The sequence below is a fragment of the Mucilaginibacter daejeonensis genome (assembly GCF_020783335.1).
In the GTDB taxonomy this organism is placed as follows: domain Bacteria; phylum Bacteroidota; class Bacteroidia; order Sphingobacteriales; family Sphingobacteriaceae; genus Mucilaginibacter; species Mucilaginibacter daejeonensis.
In genome coordinates, this window is record NZ_CP086068.1 from 2,762,913 (window position 1) to 2,786,880 (window position 23,968).

The window sequence follows — 23,968 nt, forward strand, 5'->3', positions numbered from 1 at the left end:
TGATTAGTTTTTTTGAGTGATCCACATTTCCTTGGTGTGATAATCTCTGGCTAAAGCGCCAATGGCGTTCAGTGCTGCACTGTTGTTCACGTACTCTGAGTTGTACCTTGGACGTACGCGATATGCAGGTTTACCACCGTTATCGGCGTATAACGTCGTTGGGAACACATAGTTCTCATAAACGGCACGACCAGTAGCTGGATCAGTGTCAACATTGTAATGGTAGCGGCGCATATCCATCCAGGTCTCCACAAAACCCCATCCCCACAAAGCGATGTACTTTTGGTTCATGATCTGCGCCAGGGTTAGGTTAGCAGCAGTTGGGATCACTGTTGGTGAAGCCAGGAAAGTAGCTTTCTCTGTGGCGCTGATCGCTGGCGGAGTAGCACCAACATCTGCCTGAGATATGTTCACGTAATCGATATGTGCCGATACGCCCTTAGTGTAGGCATCTAAAGCAGTTGCCCTGTCACCTTTTTTGAACGCAGCTTCAGCTTTTATGAACTGCAATTCAGAGTAGGTCATGATCGGGTAACGGCTCTTGTCGTCAAAAATGTAACGGGTTGGCGTACCAACAGTAGGTAGTGAGGTGTAACCCCAAATATTGTTGGGAGCTGTGCCGGTAGCAAATGAAGCAATACCCGAACCGGTCACCACGCCACGATAGTTACCATCTTGGGATGGTGACAACATACGTGTCAATCGTGGATCCTGAACACCGCCGGTAACGGTACCGTTCATCATATTGAGGATGTAAACGGTTTGGCGATAGGAGGTGTAGTTGTTACGTGTTGGGCCTATAAAGTTACGGTCATCGTTAGATACACCGGTGTATTTAACCCCTGCATTATCACTGTTGCTGGCGAACGATTTATCAACAGCAGCAATAACGTCATCAGGTTTGTAAGAAGATTTGTTGCTAAAGTGATTTAAGGTCATGGCGTACAAACCGTAAGCGAACTTTAACCATTTGGTACGGTCGCCCCCGTAAACGATATCGGTCTTGCCTAAAAAGCTGGCATCTACGGCACCGTCGGTACGCTGAAGATCGGCTATAGCCATGTTCAGATTACGGATCACCTCACTGTAGGCGAACTCCTGTGAGTCATAGTCAAAATTGGTACGGGTTTGATCAAAAGCTTGTTTGATGATGATCTCGCCATGCATATCGGTCAGTTGCAACCAGCCCCATGCTTTTAAAGCGTAACCAACACCTGCAAGATCCCAGCGCTGCTCGGCCTCACTTTTATTAATCATGTTGATTAGGTTAACACCTAAGCTCCAATACACGTCGCGCCATAACTGGCCACCGTTGTCAGATGAAGGATCATAACCTTGCAGATCCCAACTTGAACCGGCACCTGTGGAGGTGATGTTCTGGGTGTAACGGCCGATCAAACGTCCGTCATAAACCGGTGACGTAGCCACCCAGTGCAGCATCGGCGATAGTAACAGGTTGGCTGTTACATCCTGCGGCGCATTGGGGTTGGTGTTAACGTCGAGATATTTTTTACAGCTGCTTGCCGATACAAGACCTGCAGCCATTAGTACGATAAATATTTTTTTCATTGTTGAGGTCTCCTAAGTTTACAGTGATACTTTCACACCGAAGTTGATACCGATAGGTATCGGGAAGTTACCAAAATCGATACCCTGGCCGCCTGAGCCACCTACTGCTGCTGTATTACCACTCACAATTGGATCAAGTCCTTTGTAATTGGTTAGGATGAACAGGTCGGTACCGGTCAGGAACACGCTTGCGTTCTTCACAAAATTCTGTCTTTTGATCAGTTTATCAGGTAAACGGTAGCTCAAAGTTACGTCCTTCAGCCTGATCCAGTTGATGCGTTTTTGTATGAACAACTCCTCGCTCATGCTGGTGTAATAAGTGTTCTGCGTGTTCGGTGTGATCACGATGTTGTTCGGTGTAGGATTAGCTGAGTTCTCACGACCATCCTGTAACACACCTTGTATCACACGTGGAGTGGTACGATCAAGTGTTTGAGTGCTCAAACCCAAAGTGGTCAGGTAGTGCTCGGTAGCGTTGAACACGTCGCCACCCTTACGCATATCCAACAGGAATGACAGCGAGAAGGTCTTGTAAGTAAAGTTGTTGGTTAAACCGATGCTAAAGTTAGGGTTACGGTCATAACCACCTGCAATGTTCACGGTAGAACGTACCGGCAAACCAGTGGTCGGGTTGATCAGGATCTGGCCGGCGTTGTTACGAATGTAAAAAGTACCGGTAAGGTTACGGGTAGATGAACCCAGGATCACACCATTACGGATACTGTTGTACAGGTAAGTATCAGAGCTGTATGATTCGGTCACACCAGCAGGTAAAGCGGTCACGATACCTTTATCGGCAAAGAAGTTAGCCAAAACGTTCCAGCTGAACTGCCTGCCCACGAAAGGTGTACCACGCAGGGTAAGCTCGATACCCTTATTTAAGGTCTTGGCACCGTTACGGTTGAACAGAATGAAACCAGTGGCGTAGCTAAAGCGCAGGTCGTTGGTGATCTGATCGCTGGTGGTCTTGCGGTACAAGGTCAGGTCTAAACCTAATCTGTCATTCAGGAACGATAACTCGGTACCCACCTCGAACGATTTAGCGAACTCTGGTTTAAGGGTTGGGTTATCACCAGTAAAGCCGTAACCATAACCACCGCCAACAGTAGATTTACTTTCGTAGGTCGATTTGTAAGCGTATGGTTTAGTGTCCTTACCTACTGCTGCAAAGGCCGCACGGATCTTACCCGAAGTAAAGATGCTGCGTAATCCTTTAAAGGCATCGGTGAACACAAAGCTGGTAGATACCGATGGATAGTAGAACGAGTAACGACCGCCTTCGAATGGAATGGTAGAGGTACGGTCATTACGTAAAGTACCGGTCACATATAAGTAATCGTTGTAGTTGAAGGTCACTTTACCGAAGAAGCTGGCTAACCTGCGTTGAGTGATGGTGGTACGGGCGTTCTTGCTGCCTGGTGCACCGTTGTTCAACGACACGAAGTTAGGGTCAAGGAAGTTCTCCATGTAGCCTGCGTCAGCGGTCGATTTCCAGTCAAGCAACGAGTTACCTAAAGTTGCATCAACTTTCAAACCTTTGGCAATAGTTTGCGGAGTAAGGTTCAACAAGTTCTGCATGGTAAAGTTGCGGTTCATATCATCAAGCACATCCAATATACCATTGCGAGAGTATCCTGACGCACTTTCAGGGTGCCTCATCACCATGTAACGGGTGGTGTAAGCATCTATACCCATGTTGGTCTTGAAGTTCAACCACTTGAATGGAGTGATCGTTAAGCCAACGTTGGTCGTGATCCTGTCGTTCTTGGTATTATTGATGTTCTTGTTGATGCTGAAGTATGGGTTATCCAACTCGGTCAAACCTAATGTACCGATCAGCCCCAGCGTACGGCGGGTGCCTGATGGATTCAGATAGTTTTGAGCATCGTCGGTGCGTGGCCATGAAAGTAAAGCCAATAACGGACCGTTAGAACCTTTTAAAGGCTGGTCGTTACTTGAGTTGCTATAGGTCATGGTCAAGTCGGTCTTCAACCACTTGTTCACGATAGCTTGTGAAGCACCTGTGATGTTCAACCTTTTGTATTGTGAATTTGGCACCACACCGTTCTGATCAACGTAAGAAGCTGACAAACGGTAGTTGATATTGTTGGTACCACCCGAAGCCGATAAGTTATGGTGCTGAGTGAAACCGGTCTTGAAGAAATTACCTACGTTATCATAGAACTTAGTACCAGCTGCCCATTCCGGACCAAAGTACTCGTAACCACCGGCCAACGAGGCCAGCACGTTGCCCGAGCCGTTAACACCTAACCCATAAACGTTTTGGATCTCTGGTGCTTTACGCAGCATCTCGACCCTAAAGCTGTTGCTGTAGTCGATCTGGCTGGTACCGGCTTTACCTCTTTTGGTAGTGATCACGATCGCACCGTTACCGGCATCGATACCGTACAAAGCCGCAGCTTCCGGACCTTTCAGTACCACTACGCTTTCGATATCTTCAGGGTTGATATCGGCGCCACGGTTACTAAAGTCAAGACCTCTGTTGCTGAAAGCAGTGGTAGAACCAGGAGCATCAGAAGCAAAAGCAGCGGTGCTGATGGTCTTGTTATCAATTGGTAAACCATCCACCACGAACAATGGCTGGTTGCTACCGCTGATAGAGCTTACACCACGGATAGTGATCGAGCTTGACGCACCCGGTACGCCTGATGAACTGGTCACCTCCACACCGGCCACACGGCCTTGTAAAGAGTTGATAAAGTTCTCACGCTGGGTGTTAGCGATGTCGGCACCTTTAACGGTCTGTTGCGAGGTACCCAATGTACGTTTTTGAGTGGTTTGACCTAAGGCCGTTACTACCACCTCGTTCAGGTTCTTGGAGTCAGGACCCATTTGCACATTAATGGTAGCACCATCAGCGGTCACAGGTTTTTCCTGGGTGAAGTAACCCACGAACGAGAACACCAGGGTTTGCCCCGCCTTGGCGTTAATAGAATAATCGCCGGCCAGACCTGATTGCGTGGCCTGATTACTGCCTTTGACCTTGATGGTAACACCCGGCAACGGTTGCCCATCGTCTCCCGAGGTCACCTTACCTGTAATGCGCGATTGAGCCAGCACGACGGTGGAGCTCAGGCATAGCAGGAAGAAAAGGATAGATAAAAGTTTCTTCATACACGGTTAGTTTAATTTGTTTCAGAAAGCATAGTTTATATATATACAATTAAAAAGAGAACGCTGGACCGGCTTACTGCCCATTTCTGTACTGGCCTCACCCCTTCCTAAAGTGATCCCCGTACATGGCACAGTACTGATCTTAATTAATAAATAATTGGCTATTGAACGTTAAGCAAATAACGAGATATCGACACCTATTTAAGCTTTTTCTAAGCTTTCAGAACCGCAAAGACCTGCAAACACCTCCGACATCTTGCTCAAATATAAACAATTTACCACACTGGCATAAAATAATTCGCACATTTTAGTTCAAACATGCAAAAAGATGCACAGTTCGACACCACAACGCAAAATATTTGAACAAAATCGATACTTTTAACAATGAATGACGATAAAATTTAAGAAAATCAAGGAATATTGCTCTAAAAGATGATGAATTATCAACAAAGTGTGTAAAATTAACACTTTTCACATCAGTTCTACAGCGTCTGCGTAGCGGGTGAGTGACGCATCTTTCGGATCAAGTTCGGTGATCAAATGTTCGATCGAATTCATGGGGCAAACGGTCATTTTTTCGGTCGAATCCAGCTTACCTGAAATGCTTAGCACCACCGATCGGTTGGCTGATTTCAACATCGCTTTTTTAACCTGCACCACCTCAAGGTCCGAGTCGGTGATCCCTTTGTCAATGTCGATAGCGTTAGCCCCTAAAAAGCACAGATCCACCTGTATCTCTGATAGCTGGTTGACCACCATTGATCCGGTGTTGATGTAAGAATCTGATAGTAGCCTCCCACCCAACAGGATCACCTCGGCGGTCGAGTACTCGATCAGCTCAAGCGCAACCAGCGGACTGATCGTAATGAAGGTGCATTGCAGTGTTTTGGGTACCAACCTGGCTAACTCCAGTATGGTGGTCCCTCCTCCTAAAAGCACATACATACCTTCTTTGATCAGGGTGAGCGCCTTCTTGGCGATCTGCATCTTGGCCTCTTTGGCGTAAGTGGTGTTTTGGGTAGAAGTATGCAAAAAGGATTTAGACACCGCGCCGCCATACACTTTCTTGATCTTAGCACTTTTAGCCAGCTCATTTAGGTCACGGCGTATGGTATCTTCTGACACATCGAGCTTAACACTAAGATCGGCAGATAATACTTTATTATGCAGGTTGATCTGCTTGATGATAAAGTTATGGCGTTCTTCTTTCAGCATATAGGTTTACAAGGTTAGCGGGAACCAAATATAGTATTTTTTACTATTTGCATGTTGTTGCGTTTTTTAAGATACGCCTGTGCTCATATTATGCTCAGTACCACTATATTTGAAGCTCATGCACGTTTATGCAGCGTAAACAATTCATCTCTTTGCTCGCGCCCCTTACTGTAGCCATGTCGACCGTCAAGGCCTCTGCATCGTTAAGTGAGCGTTCGAGAAAGTTCAAGGTACCGCCTTATCTTCAACCCGGCGACCTGATCGGGGTGACCTGCCCTGCCGGCCAGATCAGTACAGAGGACGTCATGCCTGCGGTGCGTGAAATGGAGAAATGGGGTCTCAGGGTGCGTATCGGTGCAACGGTTGGCCAGCGCGACCATGCCCTTGGCGGTACTGATGATGAACGCGCTACCGACCTGCAATACATGCTTGACGACCCTGGCATCAAAGCCATCATGTGCGCCCGGGGTGGTTACGGTGTGGTACGCATCATTGACCGTTTGAATTTCGATGGCTTCAAGGCGTCACCAAAATGGGTGATAGGCTTTAGCGACATTACCGTACTTCATGAGCACATCCATCAAAACCTGCGTTATGCAACGCTGCATAGTAAGATGTGCAATAGCTTCCCCTCAGATATGGCCAAAGCCGATGCCATCCAGATAGATACCATCGCATCCATCCAGCAAGCACTTGTGGGCAAACCCATGAGCTATACCGCTCCTGCCGCTGCTGGCAACCGCTTTGGCAAAGCTACCGGAGCGCTGATCGGTGGTAACCTCACCATCGTGGCCAGCATGACGGGAACCCATTCTGACATCGACACCAAAGGCAAGATCCTGTTTTTGGAAGATACGGGCGAGTACCTCTATAATATAGACCGCATGATGTACAACCTGCTGCGGAGCGGCAAGCTTGATCATTTAGCCGGACTGATCATTGGCGGCTTCAAACTCAAGCCTGAAGAGGGCGACGAGTTTGGGAAAGACCTGGTGACGATCGTTACCGAAAAAACAGAAAAATTCGATTATCCTGTGTGTTTTGACTTCCCGGTCGGACACCAGCGAAACAACTTTGCTTTGAAGTGTGGCGTTCTGCATCAGTTCGAAGTATCCGCTTCGGGTACCACATTACGTTCACTGTCCTGATCTTTTTTTTCAGGTGTCGACATAACATTTTGCCCCTTCCCTCTTCGAACAACTTTAATAGGAATGGCGTAGCAACCGCTATACACCTTCCTGAACTTCAATAACTACCACTTTACTGTGCTGATCTTTGCGATCATTGATCACTCCGATCAGGAATATCGCAGCAAGCATCATGCTTTGAATATAAATACGCTAAAACAAAACGTGTGCAAACATATTGAGTATGCCTATGTATTAATGTTAAGTTGATTTTATTGCCTCACACAATATTAAAGACCCATTAAAATAGGCCACACTATCGTGTATGCCGCATCCTGTTAACTAAATATTTATAAGCATGAAAAGAACATTTACAAGGGCCTTTTTCCTTGTTTTGCTATGTATCTCATCCGTTGCTGCAATGGCTCAAGACATTACAGTGAAGGGTAAGGTGACCGATGGCAGAGACAAACAACCGCTTCCCGGTGTTACCGTAAAGGTACAAGGCGGTACCGCCGGCACTCAAACCGATGCCGAAGGTAATTACACCATCACCGCTCCTGGTGGCGGCACACTAACTTTCTCATACATTGGCTACGCCTCACAAGATGTAGCTATCACAAACCGTACCATTATTAATATAGAGATGGGTTCATCGGCACGCTCACTCGAACAAGTGGTAGTAGTAGGCTACGGTACACAGCGCCGCCGCGATGTTACAGGAGCTGTGGCCAACATATCGGGCGAACAACTTGCCCGCCAGCCGGTGCAAACACCAACACAGGCCTTGCAGGGTAAGGTGAGCGGTGTGCAGGTGATCGGCTCAGGTCAGCCTAACTCGCAACCGCAACTGCGCATACGTGGTACAGGTTCGGTTCTGGGTGGCGCCAACCCGCTATATGTAGTAGATGGTGTGCTCACCGATGATATCCGTAACATCAACAACAATGATATATTGAGCATGGATGTGCTCAAGGATGCCTCGGCCGCTATATATGGTGTGCGTGGTGCCAACGGTGTGGTGATCATCACTACCCGTAAAGGCAAAAAAGGTCCGCCGGTGGTGCGCTATGACGCAAATGCCGGTTTCCGCGAATTATCTAATAAGATACAGATGGCCAACCGTGAGCAATACATTAACTACTTGCGCGATGCCAATCCAAGCATACTCACGCAGGACGCTGCACCGCTTACCATACCTGGCACTACCGACTGGTATGATGCTGTGTTGAAAAAAGGACTGCAAATGAGCCATAACCTCTCTGTAAGTGGCGGTAGCGATAATTCCACCTACTTTGTAAGTGCCAATACGTTCACTGATGATGGCTTGATCAAGACCAATGCTTTTGACCGCTACAGCTTCCGCACCAATCTGGACATCAAGATCACCGACAAGATCAACTTTGGTACTAACATGGCACTGACACGGAGCAAAGAGCGCCCAACGGCTTTAGAGGGCGTTTACAGTAGCGTGTATCGCGCCGCGCCCGTGATCCCGGCCATTAATGATGCAGGCCGCTACGGCAACACCAGTTTGTGGAACAACATGGGTAACCCTTTGCTGAGCCTCAACAACGCCAACAGCCAAACCATCAACAACCGCGTGCAGGGTAACGTTTACCTGGAGTACAAGCCGATCAAATCCTTAACGTTGCGTACCGCGTTCAATACCGATGCTTACTGGAACAAGCAACGCAATTATGTGGGCAAATTCTCGAACGATGCCAATACCTTTACCGTTGCAGGTGGATCACAGTTGGTGAACAACAGTACCTTGTTCATCCAAAATGATCAATCGTTCTGGACGGTGTGGGACAACACCGCTACCTGGAAACAGACATTTGGCAAACATGACATCACCGTGTTAGGTGGTTATACCCAGGAGTACATCAAGACAGACCTTTTCAGCGGCACCCGTCGTGACGTACCCGCCGACCAGGACCTTTGGTACCTGGACGTGGGCAACCCGGAGGTTGGCGCCACTTATGCCAACAGCGGTACCCTATTCCGTCGTTTGTCATACCTCGGTCGTGTGAACTATTCATATGCCGGTAAATATTTATTGACCGCCTCATATAGGGCCGATGGTAGCTCGCGCTTCAGCAAAAAATTCGGCTACTTCCCTACCGTGGGACTGGGCTGGGTGATCAGCGAAGAAGGTTTCATGAAGGACAGCAAACTGATCAACAACTTGAAATTGCGTGCCAGCTGGGGCCAGTTGGGTAACGACAACATCAGCCAGGGCTTGTTCGTGACCACCGCTACGCCTAACCTACCCTACTTTTACGGTAACAGCTTGAACCTGGGTACGGCCATTCAGGACATTAAGGATACGAACCTGAAATGGGAACGTACCAACCAATTGGATATCGGTTTGGAATACGGCCTATTCAACAACCGCCTGACCGGTGAAATGGATTACTACAAAAAGAAGGTGAACGATGCCTTGACCAACGTGACCATCCCAGGCATATTGGGTGATCCGGACGCCATCTATGTTACCAATGCTGCATCATACCAGAACGAAGGTGCCGAATTCTCGATCCGCTGGAATGACAAGATCGGCAAACTGGGTTACAACATTGGCGGTAACATCAACTACAACAAAAATACGGTGGTCGGCCTTAACGGTGGCCAGGCCCTGTTGGGTGGTGGTATAGGCAACCAGGGCAGCATAACCCGCACCGATAATGGCCAGCCTATCGCCAGCTACTACGTGCTACAGCAAACCGGCATATTTCAGAACCAGGCACAGATCAACGCTGCGCCAGCATATAACCTGAACGGTTACTCCAAAACGATCGGCGGCATGATGTTCGCCGACACCAACGGCGATGGTACCGTTGATGCGAACGACCGCATTTACGCCGGTTCATACCAGCCAAAATGGTATGGTGGCTTCAACCTGGGCTTAAATTATAGCAATTGGGACCTTGCTGCCGACTTTTACGGCAACTGGGGCAACAAGATCTACAATGGTCGCAAAGCATTCCGCGCCAACGGTGCCGATAACGTAGAAGCGAATTACGTGACCAACCGCTGGACACCAAGCAATCCTTCTAACGTGAACCCTCAGGTGATCACACAGAACATCCCAGCCTCTACCTATTTCGTTGAGTCGGGCGCCTTTTTACGCTTGAACAACCTGACCTTGGGTTACACCATCCCGGCCGATGCCTTAAAAAAGATGAAGATCAACCGTATCCGCATGTACCTCACCTCGCAGAACTTGTTCACCGCGAAACGCTACAGCGGCTTCACACCTGAATTGTTGAATACCGACATCCTGGCTTCGGGTGTCGACCTTAACGGGTACCCGACCACCCGCACCTTTGCATTTGGGCTTAATGTTGAATTTTAATTTGACCACCATCCATGAGAACTCTATATAGAAATACGGCCGCCTGCTTCATTGGTGCGGCACTGATATGCACCAGTTATTCGTGCACCAAATCTTTAGATATCGACCCTCAGGGTCAGATCACCCAGTCGCAGATAATAAGCGACCCTAACGTGGCCGCCAACCTGGTTACGGGCATATACAATATCTTTTTCGCAGGCGATGCCTTTGGGAACGATGTTCGCGGCTTTCAATACGTCATTTTAGGCGACATCGCGTCTGACGATGCCGACAAAGGCAGTACCCCTGCCGATTATGGCGATGCGGCGACCGTTGACGCACTGACCACCGGCGCCAGCAACGGCGTAGTGAACAACATTTGGAAAGGTTACTACCAGGCCATTGCCCGCGCTAACCAGGCACTGGCGCAACTGCAGAATGCTCAATTTGATACCACCACCAAGAACAAGCTGATCGGTGAGGCGCGTTTCCTGCGGGCTTACTTCTACTTTAACTTGGTACGCATATTTGGTGGTGTCCCATTGCTTGACCGTGTACCGGCCGCCAGTGAGGCTAACAGTCCGCAGTTCCAAACCCGCGCCACGGCTCAGGACATTTACAAATTCGTGATCGATGATCTGACCTTCGCGGCGGCTAACCTGCCTGTGATCGCGAACACCAGCGCCGATGTGGGCCGTGCCAGCAAAGGCGCAGCACAATCACTGCTTGCCAAAGTTTACCTGTACAACAAAGATTATCAGAACGCTTACCTGCAATCACAAGCGGTGATAACCAGCGGCACTTATCGTTTACAAAGCGATTTTACCACCCTGTTCCGTGCGGCCAGCAACAATAGCGCTGAGTCGATATTTGAGATACAAGCAGGCCAGAACCTGGCATGTAACGCGTCGATCGATCGTTTCTCTACTGCGCAAGGTCCACGGGCCGGAGGTAAGAACGGCTGGCAGGATCGTGGCTACGGCTTCAACAACCCATCGGTAAGCCTGGTGAACGAGTTCGAGTCAGGTGATGTAAGGAAGAACGCTACCATTATCACCATCAATCCGTCTAACGGGGCCAACTCTGTCGGTACCGTGCTTTTTGATGGTTTGCGCATCCCAACACAAGATTCGGTACAGAACTCACGTTACAACTACAAGGCATATTACAGCCGCGAGGCTGAACCTAACTGCGGCAACTTTGATCGTTTACCTAAACATGTAATGGTGATCCGTTATGCCGAGGTACTCCTGATCAATGCCGAAGCAGCTTTGCAAACCGGACAATCAGGCGTAGCCCTTACCGATGTGAACCTGGTACGTGCCCGAGCTAAAGTACCTGCACTGACCGGCGCACCTACCCTGCAACAGATCTGGCACGAACGCCGTGTGGAGCTGGCCATGGAGCAAGATCGCTTCTTTGACCTCGTTCGTCAGGAATCGGTGCAACCGGGCCGTGCGGCGGCAGCTTTTGCAGCAGATGGCGGCAAGACCTGGTCATCGACCAAGGCGCTGTTCCCGATACCACAGCAACAGATCGACCTGAGCGGTGGTAACCTGAAACAAAACCCGGGTTATTAATAACATTTAAACTCATGCCGGGTCAGAGAGATGCTCTGCCCGGCATGAGCCTTTTTATTGAAGCGTGTGGCAATGCCGCACTTACATCAGAAACATCTTTTATGCAAGCAGCTTCCTCCCTTATATGCTTTTACCTCCTATTGCTGATAAGCATCGCGCCAGCCCATGCACAGTCCCGCGTTAAAAAGAGACTTACCGATACCCAGCTACTCGACCTGATCGAACGGCAGACCTTTCAATATTTTTGGGATGGCGCCGAACCTACCTCGGGCCTGGCCCGTGAACGCTACCATGTCGATGGCGAATACCCACAGAACGATAAGGACGTGGTGGCCACCGGTGCCGCCGGTTTCGGGGTGATGAGTATCGTGGCGTCTATAGACCGTCATTACATTACCCGCAAGGCGGGTTTTGAGCGGTTGAAGAAAGCGGTCAGCTTTTTGGAAAGAACGGAGCGCCTCCACGGTGCATGGTCGCACTGGATATTGCCCGATGGCAAGGCCAAGCCCTTTGGGAAGGAAGACGATGGCGGCGACCTGGTAGAGACCGCTTACCTGGCGCAAGGCCTGTTGACCGTTCGCCAATATTTCAGGAACGGCAATGCGGCTGAGAAACAACTGGCCGCCCGTATAGATAAGCTTTACCAAGGCATTGAATGGGACTGGTACCGTAATGGCGGCAAGAACGTGCTGTACTGGCACTGGAGCCCTACCGTTGGCTGGAAAAAGAATTTCCCGCTCGAAGGTTACAACGAGTGTTTGATCACCTACATCATGGCGGCCGCTTCGCCTACGCATACCATACCGGCCGAAGTTTACCACCAGGGCTGGGCACGCAGCGGTAAGATCGACACCAACCGATCGGTATATGGCTACAAGATCCGCCTTAAACATAACGGCGCACCTTTCGGAGTGGGACCATTATTTTGGGCGCAATACTCGTACCTCGGCCTGAACCCTAAGGGGCTGACCGACCGCTACGCCGACTACTGGACCGAGAACAAGAACCATGCACTGATCCACCGCGCTTACTGCATCGAGAATCCGAAAAATTTTAAAGGTTACGGTGCCGATTGCTGGGGCCTGACGGCCAGCTATTCGGTAAATGGTTACGCGGCTCATAACCCGTCTGAAGACCTTGGTGTGATCGCGCCGACGGCTGCACTGGCCTCCTACCCTTACACGCCGGCTTATTCGCTCAAGGTGATGCGTCATTTGTATGAGGACCTTGGCGATAAGGTTTGGGGGAAGTACGGTTTTTATGATGCGTTCAGCGAAACGGCCAACTGGTATCCTAAGCGTTACCTGGGCATTGATCAGGGACCGATCGTAGTGATGATCGAGAATGGCCGTTCGGGTTTATTGTGGAAACTATTCATGAGCTGCCCTGAAGTAAAGGCTGGGCTTAAAAAATTGGGATTCAATTCGCCGTACATCAAATGAAGACGTACTATTTTTTCTTATTCTCTTTGCTGATGGCGACGGGCGTGATGGCGCAACCCACGCAGAACCGCACCTATTGCAACCCACTCAACCTTGATTATACCTACATGATCTACAACGCCGATCAGGGCCTGTCGTACCGCTCGGGTGCAGACCCGGCGGTAGTAAAATTCAGAGGTGAGTATTACATGTTCGTGACCCGCTCGCTGGGGTACTGGCACTCGGTCGACATGACCAACTGGAACTTCATCGTTCCGGAAAAATGGTACTTCCAGGGCAGCAATGCACCTGCCGCTCATAACTACAAGGATTCGGTATTGTACGTCACCGGCGACCCATCAGGCTCCATGAGTGTTTTGTATACTGATAACCCTAAAAAGGGCGACTGGAAAGCCTGCCCTTTTATCCTGAACGACCTGCAAGATCCTGACCTTTTTATCGATGATGATGGCCGCGCCTACATGTTCTGGGGGTCGTCCAACACCTACCCTATCCGCGGGCGAGAGCTGGACCGTAAGAACAACTTTAAACCCATCGGTCCGACCACGGAGCTATTCAAATTGGATGGCGACAAGCATGGTTGGGAACGCTTCGGCGAGAACCACTCCGACACTAAGCTTAAAGGCTACATGGAAGGCGCCTGGCTCACCAAGCACAACGGCAAATACTATATGCAGTACGCCGCACCTGGCACAGAGTTCAATGTTTATGGCGATGGCGTTTACGTGGCCGACAAACCATTAGGTCCGTACACCTATGCCCCTAACAACCCGGTATCATACAAGCCGGGCGGTTTCATCAACGGTGCCGGGCATGGCAGTACGGTGTTAGGTCCGGGCAATAAGTATTGGCACTACGCCTCCATGGCCGTATCGGTCAACGTGAATTGGGAAAGGCGTTTGTGTGCCTTCCCGGCTGGCTTTGATGCCGATGGGCTTATGTATACGAACACCAACTACGGCGATTATCCGCATTACGCACCCGCCATGCCATCGCGCAACGGTGAGTTCACGGGCTGGATGCTGCTATCCTACAAAAAGCCCGTCACTGCGTCAACTTCGAAAGATGCAGATCATGCGCCCGAAAAAGCTTTGGATGAAAATGTAAAGACCTTTTGGCTGGCCTCGGCTAATGATGATAAGCAATGGTTGCAGGTAGACATGCAGAATGTTGCCACTGTAAATGCATTGCAGATCAACTACAGCGACCACAAGGCAGATCTGTACGGACGTGTACCTGGTCTGCGCCATCGTTATTGGGTGGAAAGCAGTACTGATGGAAAAAATTGGAACACCATCATCGATAAAAAAGAGAGTTTTACCGATAATCCTAACGACTATGTAGAGTTGGAAGCGCCGGTGAAGGCACGGTACGTTCGCTATCACAATGTCAAGGTACCTACCGGCAGTTTGGCTATTTCTGGCTTCCGTGTATTTGGCAAGGGAACCGGTAAAGTGCCGGGTACGCCTGCGTCCTTTAAAGTGGCACGCAAAGCCGATCGTCGGGATGCCCTCCTCACCTGGAATGCTGTGAAAGGCGCTCAGGGTTATAACATCAAATGGGGCATCGCTCCCAATAGATTGTATGATTCGTGGCTGGTGTATGGGGTCGATCAATTAGACCTCAAAAGCCTGGGCACCGATCAAATGTATTATTTCACTGTTGAAGCGTTCAACGAGAATGGCATCAGTAAGCCTACCTCCGCTCAGCGCGTAAATTGATATCTAACTATGATGAACTTTAAAAAAGCATTATCCCTGATCTGTATAGGCACTGCGGGTGCTACGCTTGCCTTTGCGCAAACCAAACGCCCGGCTGTTAACACCGATGAGGCCAAAATGAATGCCTTTGTAAGCCAGCTAATGGCTAAAATGACCGTTGACGAAAAGATCGGCCAACTCAATCTGGTGACCGGCGGCGAGGCCACCACCGGATCGGTGGTAAGTACCGACGTAGAAAGCAAGATCGCCAAAGGGCAGATCGGCGGCATATTCAGCCTTACCACCCCGCAGCGCATCCGCAAAGCGCAGGAGATCGCGGTGACCAAAAGCCGTTTGAAGATACCGATGATCTTTGGCCAGGACGTGATCCACGGTTACAAGACCAGTTTCCCGATCCCTTTAGCGCTGGCCGCCAGTTGGGACCTTGACCTGATCCAGCGCACGGCCCGCGTAGCCGCCACCGAAGCGACGGCCGATGGATTGAACTGGGCCTATTCGCCCATGGTCGACATCGTTCGTGATGCGCGCTGGGGCCGTGTAGCCGAAAGCTCGGGCGAGGACGAATACCTGGGCTCACAGATCGCCAGGGTAATGGTAAAAGGCTTACAGGGTGACCTTAAAGGCAATAATACCATGATGGCTTGCGTAAAGCACTTTGCCTTATATGGTGCTGCCGAATCAGGTCGTGATTATAACACAACCGACATGAGCCTCGACCGCATGTACAACGTTTACCTCAAACCTTACAAAGCGGCTATTGACGCGGGTGCAGGCAGCGCCATGGTATCGTTCAATGATATCAACGGCACACCGGCCACGGCGAATAAATGGTTGCTGACCGATGTATTGCGCAAGCAATGGGGCTTTAAAGGGTTTGTGGTATCTGACTATACCGGCGTGAGCGAACTGATCGAGCATGGCCTGGGCGACCTGCAACAAGTATCGGCCCTGGCCTTGAAGGCCGGCACCGATATGGACATGGTGAGCGAAGGATATTTGAAGACCCTCAAAACTTCCCTGCAGCAAGGAAAGGTGACCATTGCCGACATCAATAACGCCTGCCGCTTGGTGCTGGAAGCCAAATACAAACTCGGCCTGTTCCAGGATCCGTACAAGTATTGCAGCGAGGAACGCGCCAAGACGGAGATCATGACACCGGCCAACATGAAATTCAGCCGCGATGCCGCCAGCCAAACCTTCGTATTGCTCAAGAATGCTAATAAGACCTTACCGCTTAAAAAAGCGGGGAATATAGCCGTGATCGGTCCGCTGGGTAATACCGGCGCCAACATGCCGGGCACCTGGGCAGTTAACGCCGACCTGGCCACTACCCCGTCATTGTTGGAAGGCTTAAAAGCAGTGGCCGGCAATAAGGCCAACATCACCTACAGCATGGGATCTAATTTAACGGCCGACGCTACCTTGCAAAAGAATGGCACCATGTTCGGCCGCGAGATACCACGTGATGACCGCCCTGAGGCTGAAGTGATCGAGGATGCCGTAAAGGCCGCTAAAAAAGCCGACGTGGTGATCGCAGCACTGGGCGAAGGTTCCGAAATGAGCGGTGAAAGCTCGAGCCGTACCGACATTGGCATCCCTGATGTGCAAAAACGTTTACTGGAAGCTTTACTGAAGACCGGCAAGCCGGTGGTACTGGTGTTATTCACCGGGCGCCCGCTCACCATCAAATGGGAAAGCGAGAACGTGCCGGCCATCCTGAATGTGTGGTTCGGGGGCAGCCAGGCCGCATATGCTATTGCCGATGTATTGTTCGGCGATGTAAATCCTTCAGGTAAACTGCCGATCACCTTCCCGCAAAATGTGGGTCAGGTGCCGATCTATTACAGCCACAAAAATACCGGTCGTCCGCTGGCCAAAAATGGCTGGTTCACCAAGTTCCGTTCGGACTATTTGGATGTAAGCAACGATCCGCAATACCCATTCGGTTTCGGGTTGAGTTACACCACCTTTAGCTACAGCGATGTGAAGTTAAGCAGTGCCACCCTGCGCCCGGGCAGCACCATTACCGCTACGGTGACGGTCACCAACACCGGCAGCATGGAAGGTAAAGAGACCGTGCAGTTGTACACCCGCGACTTGGTGGGTAGTACCACAAGGCCGGTAATGGAGCTAAAAGGCTTTAAAAAAGTGAGCCTTAAACCGGGCGAAAGCAAGCAGGTGAGCTTCAACATCAGCGAGGAGGACCTGAAATTTTATAATGCACAGCTTAAGTACGTGGCCGAACCGGGCGACTTTAAAGTGTTCGTTGGACCAAATTCGGCCGATGTTAAAGAGTCGAAGTTCACACTGTTGAGCAAGTGATCGCCACTATAGCGATACCCTAATGCCGAACACATCCTTCAAGGCCTGTTTGGCCGCATGATAACCACACATCCCATGAACCCCACCTCCCGGTGGGGTTGATGAGGAACAGATATATAAACCCTTGGCCGACGTGCGGTAAGGAGACCACCTGAGGGCCGGGCGGGTGAACAACTGCCCGATGTCCAGTCTGCCGCCGTTAATATCTCCCCCTATGTAATTGGGGTTATGCTCCTGCATTTGCACACTATTGAACGTATGCCTGGCCAGTATACGTTCTTTAAAACCCGGTGCAAAACGTTCCACCTGAGTTTCAATAATGTCGGTCATATTCCGTGTAGAGCCGTTGGGTACATGGCAGTAGGCCCAAGCGGTATGCTTGCCTTGTGGGGCACGAGTATGATCATACAAGCTTTGCTGTGCAAGCAACACGTAAGGCTTATCAGTATGACGGCCTTGCTTTGAGGATGCCTCCGCTGCTACGATCTCTTCTAATGTTCCGCCTAAATGTACCGTACCTGCCTTGCGGCAGTCATCAGCAGTAAAAGGTATCGGGGCATCCAACGCCCAATCTATTTTGTAAACGCCATCACCATAGCGGTAACGCTCTAATTGCCATTTATAAACGGAGGATAGCTGATGACCGGCTATCTGCAGTAACTGCCTCGGAGTAACATCAAAAAGCACCGCATGTGCCGATGGCAATTGCGCCATGGAGGTGATGTAAGTGTCGGTCTGTATACGCCCCCCAATAGACGTATAATAGGCAGCCATGGCCGAGGTTATAGATGCCGAACCACCTTCAGGAATGACCCAGCCACCTGTATGCCCGTTGGTGAGCAGCACTAAAGCGATGGCAGCGGTGGTCAGGTTGGTCAGCGGTTGGATAGCATGCGCGGCCATACCAGCGATCAGTCCACGCGCTTGGATGGTCTTAAATTTGTGAGCGAGCGTCGTAGCAGGCAGCAACGCCTTGAGGCCGAACCGCGCCAGTGCCAGCGGATGCTGAGGCAATTTGAGCGGACCCAGTATATCGGGAGCCAGTAAAGGCCAATCCTTCACGAGGGGTTTGATCAGATCAGTATATGTGTGGGCGTCGGCACCCAACCTACGGGCGGTATCCTCAACAGAGCGGGCCAGTATAGCGGCCGAACCATCATCAAAAGGATGTGCCGCATCGATACCGGGATACAAAAAACGCAGACCATGCTGATGAAGCGGCAGCGTGCTTAAGAACGGCGACCCTAAAGCTAACGGATGAATGGCCGAACAAACATCGTGTTTGAAGCCGGGCAGCGTAAGCTCTTCGGTACGCATTCCTCCCCCAATGGTGCTTTTGCCTTCGATCACCAGGGTGCTCAGTCCCTGCTGTTGCATCAAGATGGCAGCCGCCAAACCATTAGGTCCGGAACCAATGATCACCGCATCAAGGTCGCGTTTTGGAAGTTGCATCAGATATTTTTACAGGCCATGTAAAGGTACAAAGCCCTGTCAACTGAACAACTAAATGGATAAAATGCTTGAACGCATAACGTTATCTCACCTTTAATAGAGGCGTGAGGACGGATTCGAACCGTCGTACAAGGTTTTGCAGACCCCTACCTAACCACTCGGCCACTCCGCCATGGTCACCTTTAGGCCGTGCGTTTGGCTGCCAGGTAATTATTTGACCGGTACACTGAACTCAGGATCTGCTGCGTAGGCACAGCAGTGTCGATCTCGGTGTTATGGTGATGGTAAGTGACATTGAAAAAGTGATCCACCACAAAGAGAGATGGTAGCGGCACATTGCTGTTCAACCCCGCGTAAAGATCCCAGGCCGGGCTGTCTTCTGAGTACACCCCAAAAGCCTTGGCGATCTGCGCATCAACGTCGGTATGTACCGGCAACAACAGGTTATGGTTCCACAGTAACTGCTGCAATGTGCTATCATCGCCATCAGCATCGACCACTACGATGCTGCCGTCCTGGTATCTCACCTCGTTACGGATGGCATTCAACTGCTTCAGGTGCTCCAAGCCTACCGCACCCCATTGTGCCGAATAAAAGTAGACCACCAGGATCTTGCTAAGCGCCGGTGTTTTGGTGTAGCTGTTATTTCCTAAGTACGTTGGTGCTCCGGCACCGATGGCAACGTTATCGCCGGTAACGGCGGGAGTGAGTTTTTTATATTCGGTACGACCGAACTCTGTTTCTATATTGACCTCTAAATGATCGAATGCTGGGTATTGGGTGTTGGTAGCTGACATGATGAAAATGATAATAAAATAAGACAATGTTGAGGACAGACATCAGGTGGCGGAGCAAGTTCCACAACGCTTAAGTGCTCCCACTTTTCCTCGGTGCTCGGCCGATCTAGCGACAACAACACATGACCCAGCTTGAGCGGCTGTTCATGTACAATGGGCGTTGTGTGGCTAATACTCTCATGGTTCTATCTTTTATTTTCGTGTCTTGATGATACAAATATATATAATATCTACAGATTTAGTAGATTTAATTAAAGAGATGATGTAATTGTTTGATGTTCAGTAAGAAATTTTTATACGGAATCTCATTCTTTTATGCCATTACATCTTCTAAAAAGTGTTTCACCGATGTAACGATCCGGGCTTTTTTGGCATGATACGAAGGCCAGAATATTTGAGAAAAACCTGTAAAAATCTGTAAAGTGTTCTGTCTGCCTTGTTCATGAGGCTTAGTTTCGATGAACAACACGAGATGTAACAGTAACGATGACAAGCGTGCGATCGGGTAGTTCAGGGGCGATGTTGTTTAGGGTTTGTTGGCACTATATCTCTAATTTTCGTTATGTTTGGCAGTTAATTAGCTATAAGCATCACAGCCGCACATGAACAAATTCTGGACGTACTTAAAGACCAAAGATTTCAGGAATCACTTTTTAGGCGCTATAGGATCGTTACTGGCCGTTATACTTATCGCTTACCTGAGTTTGGGTTATTATACTCATCATGGTGCAGGCATACCTGTACCTAAACTAAAAGGCCTTGCCGCCGAGAATGCCTTGGCGATTTTGGAAGATCAAGGGTTTAAATATCAGATCGATTCGGTATACATACAAGATCAGCCACCAGGCACCATCATTGAGCAGGACCCGGATGCCGGTACTAATGTAAAAGAAGGCCGTACCATATACCTGACAATGGTGACCACCCAAGCCCCTCCCGTTGGCCTCCCCGACCTCGAAGAAAAGAACTATCGTGAAGCACTGGCCGTACTGGCCAATGCCGGGCTGAAGGTTGGCGATACCACCTACCGTTCAGACATAGCCCGTGATAAGGTATTGGAAGTGCATTTTGGCGGCCAAACCATTAAGACCGGCCAAAAAATACCTAAAGGCTCGATAGTTGACCTTGTATTAGGCGATGGCGCCGGTGCCACCGAGGTGGACATCCCCGACCTGACGAACCAAGACCTTGATGCAGCACGTTTTGCCCTGCGAGGCGCAGGTTTGACCGTGGGTGTGATCACCTATACAGGCAGCATAACCGATTCTACCAACTTAGTTGTGGTATCGCAATATCCTATGCGTACTGATTCGACCAGCAAGACCAGCATCGGTACCCGAGTTAATCTTACGGTTACCCAGGCTAAAGGAACACCCAATGAGCAACCAGCCACCCAGCAACAACCTCAACAACAAGAACCACCAGTACAACCCTGATGAGGAGATAGATGCTCAGGAGCTATCGACTCGTCTTGAAAATAAGGATGAGTCCTTGCTGATACTGGATGTGCGAGAGCCTATCGAGTTTCATACCTACAATATTGGTGGTACCAATATCCCGGTAGCACAATTAGAGCAGGCGCTTGAGCGTTCGAACTGGAACAAGAGCCTTGAGATCATTGTTATATGCCAGGCCGGAATCAGAAGTGAGGCCGCCTGCAACATTTTACAACAACACGGCTTTGAACATGCACGCAACTTAAAGGGCGGATTGTTAGCTTTGCAGCGGCTAAGGTCAAAAGCCTGACTGAAGCACATATGCTATAAAAGCATAACCATAAAATTTACATCTGCAATCAAGAACATATATTCATCCATATGGCTACTAAGGAACCGCGTACGGGCGGAACATTTAAAAAATTCATTATAGCACTTGTCGTGATCGTAATATTGGCCCTGGGCGTTACCGGGTTAGTATACTACCTGCGTTGGTTCGGCCCTAACGTTACCGATAAGCAAGAATACCTTTACATCCATACCGAGGCCACCTTTCCCGACGTATACCGCACCATCCGCGAAGAAGGCATCGTGAAGGATACCACCACCTTTTTATGGTCGGCACATAACATGCATTACGTTGACCGCGTAAAGCCAGGTAAATACAAGCTTACACCCGGCATGAGTAACCGCAAACTCATCAACATGCTGGCGTCGGGAAACCAGGAGCCGGTCGATCTGAAGTTCAAAGGACTCCGACTTAAGACCCAGTTCGCAGCGGCCATCTCTAAGCAATTAGAGCCTGATTCGATCGCGATCATCAGCTTGTTGGATTCAGCTCGCTTTGTAGAGAAATATGGTTTTAATACCGAAAATGTTTACACCATGTTCTTGCCCAATACTTATCAAATGTATTGGAACACCTCTGCGCAACAGTTCTTCGAGCGCATGAATAAGGAGTATGAAAAATTCTGGACGCCTGAACGTAAGCAAAAGGCCGCAGCTATTGACCTTACCCCTATTCAGGTGTCTATACTAGCCTCGATCGTTGATTGGGAAGCACTGCATGACGACGAAATGCCGACCATAGCCGGCCTCTATCTCAATCGCCTGAAAAAAGGCATGTTACTCCAGGCCGACCCTACCGTGATATTTGCAACCGGCGATTTTACGATCAAACGGGTATTGAACCGTTATCTGAGCACGCCATCGCCTTACAATACTTACCGGGTAAAGGGATTGCCTCCGGGCCCTATCATGATGCCATCTGTGAACGCTGTTAATGCGGTGTTGGACCACAAAACTCATGACTACTTGTATATGTGTGCCAAGGAAGACTTTTCGGGCTACCACAACTTTGCCAGCAATGAGGCCGAGCACAAAGCCAATGCGCGCCGTTTCCAACAGGCACTGAACGAAAGGGGCATCAAACACTAATGTTCACCCACACCACCAAATTGCGGGTCAGGTACGGCGAAACCGACCAGATGGGCTACATGTACTATGGCAACTACGCCGAGTTCTTCGAAGTAGGTCGTGTGGAAATGCTGCGCAGCCTCGGCTTGACCTATAGCGGCATGGAGGCCGACGGTATCATGATGCCTGTATTAGAGATGAAGTGCAAATACTTACGGCCCGCACGCTATGATGAAGAGATCAGCATTAAAGTGACCATGGATAAGATGCCCGGTGTGAAGATCCATTTCCGGTACGACCTTTACAACGAGCAGGAGGAACACATCCATACGGGTGAGACCTTACTGGCATTCATCAAGATGAGCACCAACCGGCCAAGCTTACCACCGCAACAATTCTTAGACAAACTTAAACCGTTTTTTGAGTAATTTTGGTCAAATGACCTGGCTGCATCGTTTCTTACTCAAAACCAGTTTATATCGCGCTTTTTTGGAGTGGACCAAGTCGGTGATCTTACCGGGGTTCAGGCCACTGCCGTTATATACCATAGCTGTGTTCTTCATAGGTGAGCTCCGCAAAAGCGCACTGATCAACCGTGCATCATCACTGGCGTTCAACTTTATGCTGGCCTTTTTTCCGGCCACCATCTTTTTATTCACGCTCATCCCTTTCGTGCCTATATCCCACTTTCAGGATACCTTGTTGCACCTGATCGAAGTGATCCTCCCGCACAATGCGTATCTGGCGTTCGAAAGTACCATGAAGGACATCATTAAGAACCAGAATGGTAAATTGCTATCGATAGGTTTCCTGTCGGCCCTTTACTTTGCATCCAACGGGGTATATAACCTCATGCAGGCCTTCAATAAATCATCACTGGTATTGGAGGATCGTACCTGGGTCAAACGCCGGTTGATATCTGTTGCCTTAACTATAGTGATCAGTTTTTCATTACTGTTCGCCATTGCGATCCTGATAGCCGGACAAGCCTTACTTAAGTTCCTGCAATCACACATGTTCCAAAGCTGGCACTTCTGGTTGCTGCTTATATCCCTGAGCCGATGGATCATTGTGATCCTGATATTTTTTGTGGTGGTATCGACCTTGTACCGTTACGGACCGGCCCACAAGCGTCGCTGGAAATTCTCGAGCCCAGGATCCATATTAGCCACTGCATTGGCCGTGACCACGTCACTTGGCTTCTCTTACTACATCAATAATTTCTCATCATACAATAAAGTGTACGGATCGATCGGTACGCTGCTGGTCATGATGATCTATATGCAACTAAATTCGCTCATTATCCTCATCGGTTTTGAATTAAATGCCAGTGTAGACCTATCAAAAAGGAGCATTAAGATCATTAAACCGCGTTTTAACACCTTTAGGACACCACGACAGCGGTCGTCACAATAA

Annotated in this window: 16 protein-coding genes and 1 tRNA gene; 11 read left to right on the plus strand and 6 right to left on the minus strand. The window is 49.5% G+C overall.

The genetic code is table 11. From position 1 onward, the window contains the following. Positions 1 to 3: 3 nt before the first annotated feature. The 3 genes from LLH06_RS11665 to LLH06_RS11675 form a co-directional block, all read right to left on the minus strand. Complete coding sequence (locus LLH06_RS11665) at positions 4 to 1,569, minus strand: RagB/SusD family nutrient uptake outer membrane protein (protein ID WP_228169470.1); 1,566 nt, start codon at positions 1,567 to 1,569, stop codon at positions 4 to 6. An 18-nt stretch (positions 1,570 to 1,587) separates the two neighbouring features. Next, positions 1,588 to 4,704: a SusC/RagA family TonB-linked outer membrane protein gene (locus LLH06_RS11670; protein ID WP_228169471.1), complete on the minus strand. Its 3,117-nt coding sequence runs from the start codon at positions 4,702 to 4,704 to the stop codon at positions 1,588 to 1,590. A 471-nt stretch (positions 4,705 to 5,175) separates the two neighbouring features. After that, a complete protein-coding gene (locus LLH06_RS11675) occupies positions 5,176 to 5,919 on the minus strand; it encodes a DeoR/GlpR family DNA-binding transcription regulator (protein ID WP_228169472.1) in 744 nt (247 codons plus the stop codon). Between the two features lie 128 nt (positions 5,920 to 6,047). On the opposite strand from LLH06_RS11675, the gene LLH06_RS11680 reads away from it, so the two are divergent. From LLH06_RS11680 to bglX, 6 genes are all read left to right on the plus strand, one after another. Continuing rightward, positions 6,048 to 7,067: a S66 peptidase family protein gene (locus tag LLH06_RS11680; RefSeq protein ID WP_228169473.1), complete on the plus strand. Its 1,020-nt coding sequence runs from the start codon at positions 6,048 to 6,050 to the stop codon at positions 7,065 to 7,067. Positions 7,068 to 7,404: 337 nt separating this feature from the next. Then, positions 7,405 to 10,407 carry a SusC/RagA family TonB-linked outer membrane protein gene (locus LLH06_RS11685; protein WP_228169474.1) on the plus strand — a complete coding sequence of 1,001 codons (3,003 nt, stop codon included), beginning with the start codon at positions 7,405 to 7,407 and terminating at the stop codon, positions 10,405 to 10,407. A gap of 14 nt (positions 10,408 to 10,421) precedes the next feature. Next, positions 10,422 to 11,966 (plus strand): RagB/SusD family nutrient uptake outer membrane protein, encoded by a 1,545-nt coding sequence (locus tag LLH06_RS11690; protein ID WP_228169475.1) that lies wholly within the window; start codon positions 10,422 to 10,424, stop codon positions 11,964 to 11,966. A gap of 101 nt (positions 11,967 to 12,067) precedes the next feature. Continuing rightward, entirely contained in the window at positions 12,068 to 13,408 is a 1,341-nt protein-coding gene (locus LLH06_RS11695; protein ID WP_228169476.1) for a glucoamylase family protein, read from the plus strand. After that, positions 13,405 to 15,129, plus strand: coding sequence for a family 43 glycosylhydrolase (locus LLH06_RS11700; RefSeq protein WP_228169477.1), 1,725 nt, complete (start codon positions 13,405 to 13,407; stop codon positions 15,127 to 15,129). Before LLH06_RS11695 ends, LLH06_RS11700 begins: the two co-directional genes overlap by 4 nt. Positions 15,130 to 15,141: 12 nt before the next feature. Further along, positions 15,142 to 17,451, plus strand: coding sequence for a beta-glucosidase BglX (gene bglX / locus LLH06_RS11705; protein WP_262909394.1), 2,310 nt, complete (start codon positions 15,142 to 15,144; stop codon positions 17,449 to 17,451). A gap of 6 nt (positions 17,452 to 17,457) precedes the next feature. Here the strand turns inward: bglX and LLH06_RS11710 are convergent, their stop codons facing one another. The 3 genes from LLH06_RS11710 to LLH06_RS11720 form a co-directional block, all read right to left on the minus strand. Continuing rightward, the gene (locus tag LLH06_RS11710) at positions 17,458 to 18,903 is read right to left on the minus strand and encodes a phytoene desaturase family protein (protein ID WP_228169479.1); all 1,446 of its coding nucleotides are present in this window, start codon (positions 18,901 to 18,903) and stop codon (positions 17,458 to 17,460) included. A gap of 100 nt (positions 18,904 to 19,003) precedes the next feature. After that, positions 19,004 to 19,075, minus strand: a tRNA-Cys gene (locus LLH06_RS11715). Between the two features lie 10 nt (positions 19,076 to 19,085). After that, a complete protein-coding gene (locus LLH06_RS11720) occupies positions 19,086 to 19,700 on the minus strand; it encodes a redoxin domain-containing protein (RefSeq protein WP_228169480.1) in 615 nt (204 codons plus the stop codon). A gap of 602 nt (positions 19,701 to 20,302) precedes the next feature. Between LLH06_RS11720 and LLH06_RS11725 the strand changes: the two genes are divergently transcribed. From LLH06_RS11725 to LLH06_RS11745, 5 genes are all read left to right on the plus strand, one after another. Further along, on the plus strand, positions 20,303 to 21,136 hold the full coding sequence (locus LLH06_RS11725; RefSeq protein WP_228169481.1) for a PASTA domain-containing protein: 834 nt from the start codon (positions 20,303 to 20,305) through the stop codon (positions 21,134 to 21,136). Further along, on the plus strand, positions 21,078 to 21,446 hold the full coding sequence (locus tag LLH06_RS11730; RefSeq protein ID WP_228169482.1) for a rhodanese-like domain-containing protein: 369 nt from the start codon (positions 21,078 to 21,080) through the stop codon (positions 21,444 to 21,446). The genes LLH06_RS11725 and LLH06_RS11730 overlap by 59 nt, the downstream gene beginning before the upstream one ends. Positions 21,447 to 21,517: 71 nt before the next feature. Then, positions 21,518 to 22,573 (plus strand): endolytic transglycosylase MltG, encoded by a 1,056-nt coding sequence (mltG, locus tag LLH06_RS11735; protein WP_228169483.1) that lies wholly within the window; start codon positions 21,518 to 21,520, stop codon positions 22,571 to 22,573. After that, complete coding sequence (locus LLH06_RS11740) at positions 22,573 to 22,980, plus strand: acyl-CoA thioesterase (protein ID WP_228169484.1); 408 nt, start codon at positions 22,573 to 22,575, stop codon at positions 22,978 to 22,980. Before mltG ends, LLH06_RS11740 begins: the two co-directional genes overlap by 1 nt. 10 nt (positions 22,981 to 22,990) lie before the next feature. Then, the gene (locus LLH06_RS11745; protein ID WP_228169485.1) at positions 22,991 to 23,968 is read left to right on the plus strand and encodes a YihY/virulence factor BrkB family protein; all 978 of its coding nucleotides are present in this window, start codon (positions 22,991 to 22,993) and stop codon (positions 23,966 to 23,968) included.

Bases quoted from the DNA above. Each gene is read 5' to 3' on its own strand.
- LLH06_RS11690 (WP_228169475.1), top strand. From the start codon at position 10,422: ATGAGAACTCTATATAGAAATACGGCCGCCTGCTTCATTGGTGCGGCA.
- LLH06_RS11720 (WP_228169480.1), bottom strand. From the start codon at position 19,700: ATGTCAGCTACCAACACCCAATACCCAGCATTCGATCATTTAGAGGTC.
- mltG (WP_228169483.1), top strand. From the start codon at position 21,518: ATGGCTACTAAGGAACCGCGTACGGGCGGAACATTTAAAAAATTCATT.
- LLH06_RS11675 (WP_228169472.1), bottom strand. From the start codon at position 5,919: ATGCTGAAAGAAGAACGCCATAACTTTATCATCAAGCAGATCAACCTG.
- LLH06_RS11670 (WP_228169471.1), bottom strand. From the start codon at position 4,704: ATGAAGAAACTTTTATCTATCCTTTTCTTCCTGCTATGCCTGAGCTCC.
- LLH06_RS11695 (WP_228169476.1), top strand. From the start codon at position 12,068: ATGCAAGCAGCTTCCTCCCTTATATGCTTTTACCTCCTATTGCTGATA.
- LLH06_RS11685 (WP_228169474.1), top strand. From the start codon at position 7,405: ATGAAAAGAACATTTACAAGGGCCTTTTTCCTTGTTTTGCTATGTATC.
- LLH06_RS11700 (WP_228169477.1), top strand. From the start codon at position 13,405: ATGAAGACGTACTATTTTTTCTTATTCTCTTTGCTGATGGCGACGGGC.
- bglX (WP_262909394.1), top strand. From the start codon at position 15,142: ATGAACTTTAAAAAAGCATTATCCCTGATCTGTATAGGCACTGCGGGT.
- LLH06_RS11725 (WP_228169481.1), top strand. From the start codon at position 20,303: ATGAACAAATTCTGGACGTACTTAAAGACCAAAGATTTCAGGAATCAC.
- LLH06_RS11665 (WP_228169470.1), bottom strand. From the start codon at position 1,569: ATGAAAAAAATATTTATCGTACTAATGGCTGCAGGTCTTGTATCGGCA.
- LLH06_RS11740 (WP_228169484.1), top strand. From the start codon at position 22,573: ATGTTCACCCACACCACCAAATTGCGGGTCAGGTACGGCGAAACCGAC.
- LLH06_RS11730 (WP_228169482.1), top strand. From the start codon at position 21,078: ATGAGCAACCAGCCACCCAGCAACAACCTCAACAACAAGAACCACCAG.
- LLH06_RS11745 (WP_228169485.1), top strand. From the start codon at position 22,991: ATGACCTGGCTGCATCGTTTCTTACTCAAAACCAGTTTATATCGCGCT.
- LLH06_RS11680 (WP_228169473.1), top strand. From the start codon at position 6,048: ATGCAGCGTAAACAATTCATCTCTTTGCTCGCGCCCCTTACTGTAGCC.
- LLH06_RS11710 (WP_228169479.1), bottom strand. From the start codon at position 18,903: ATGCAACTTCCAAAACGCGACCTTGATGCGGTGATCATTGGTTCCGGA.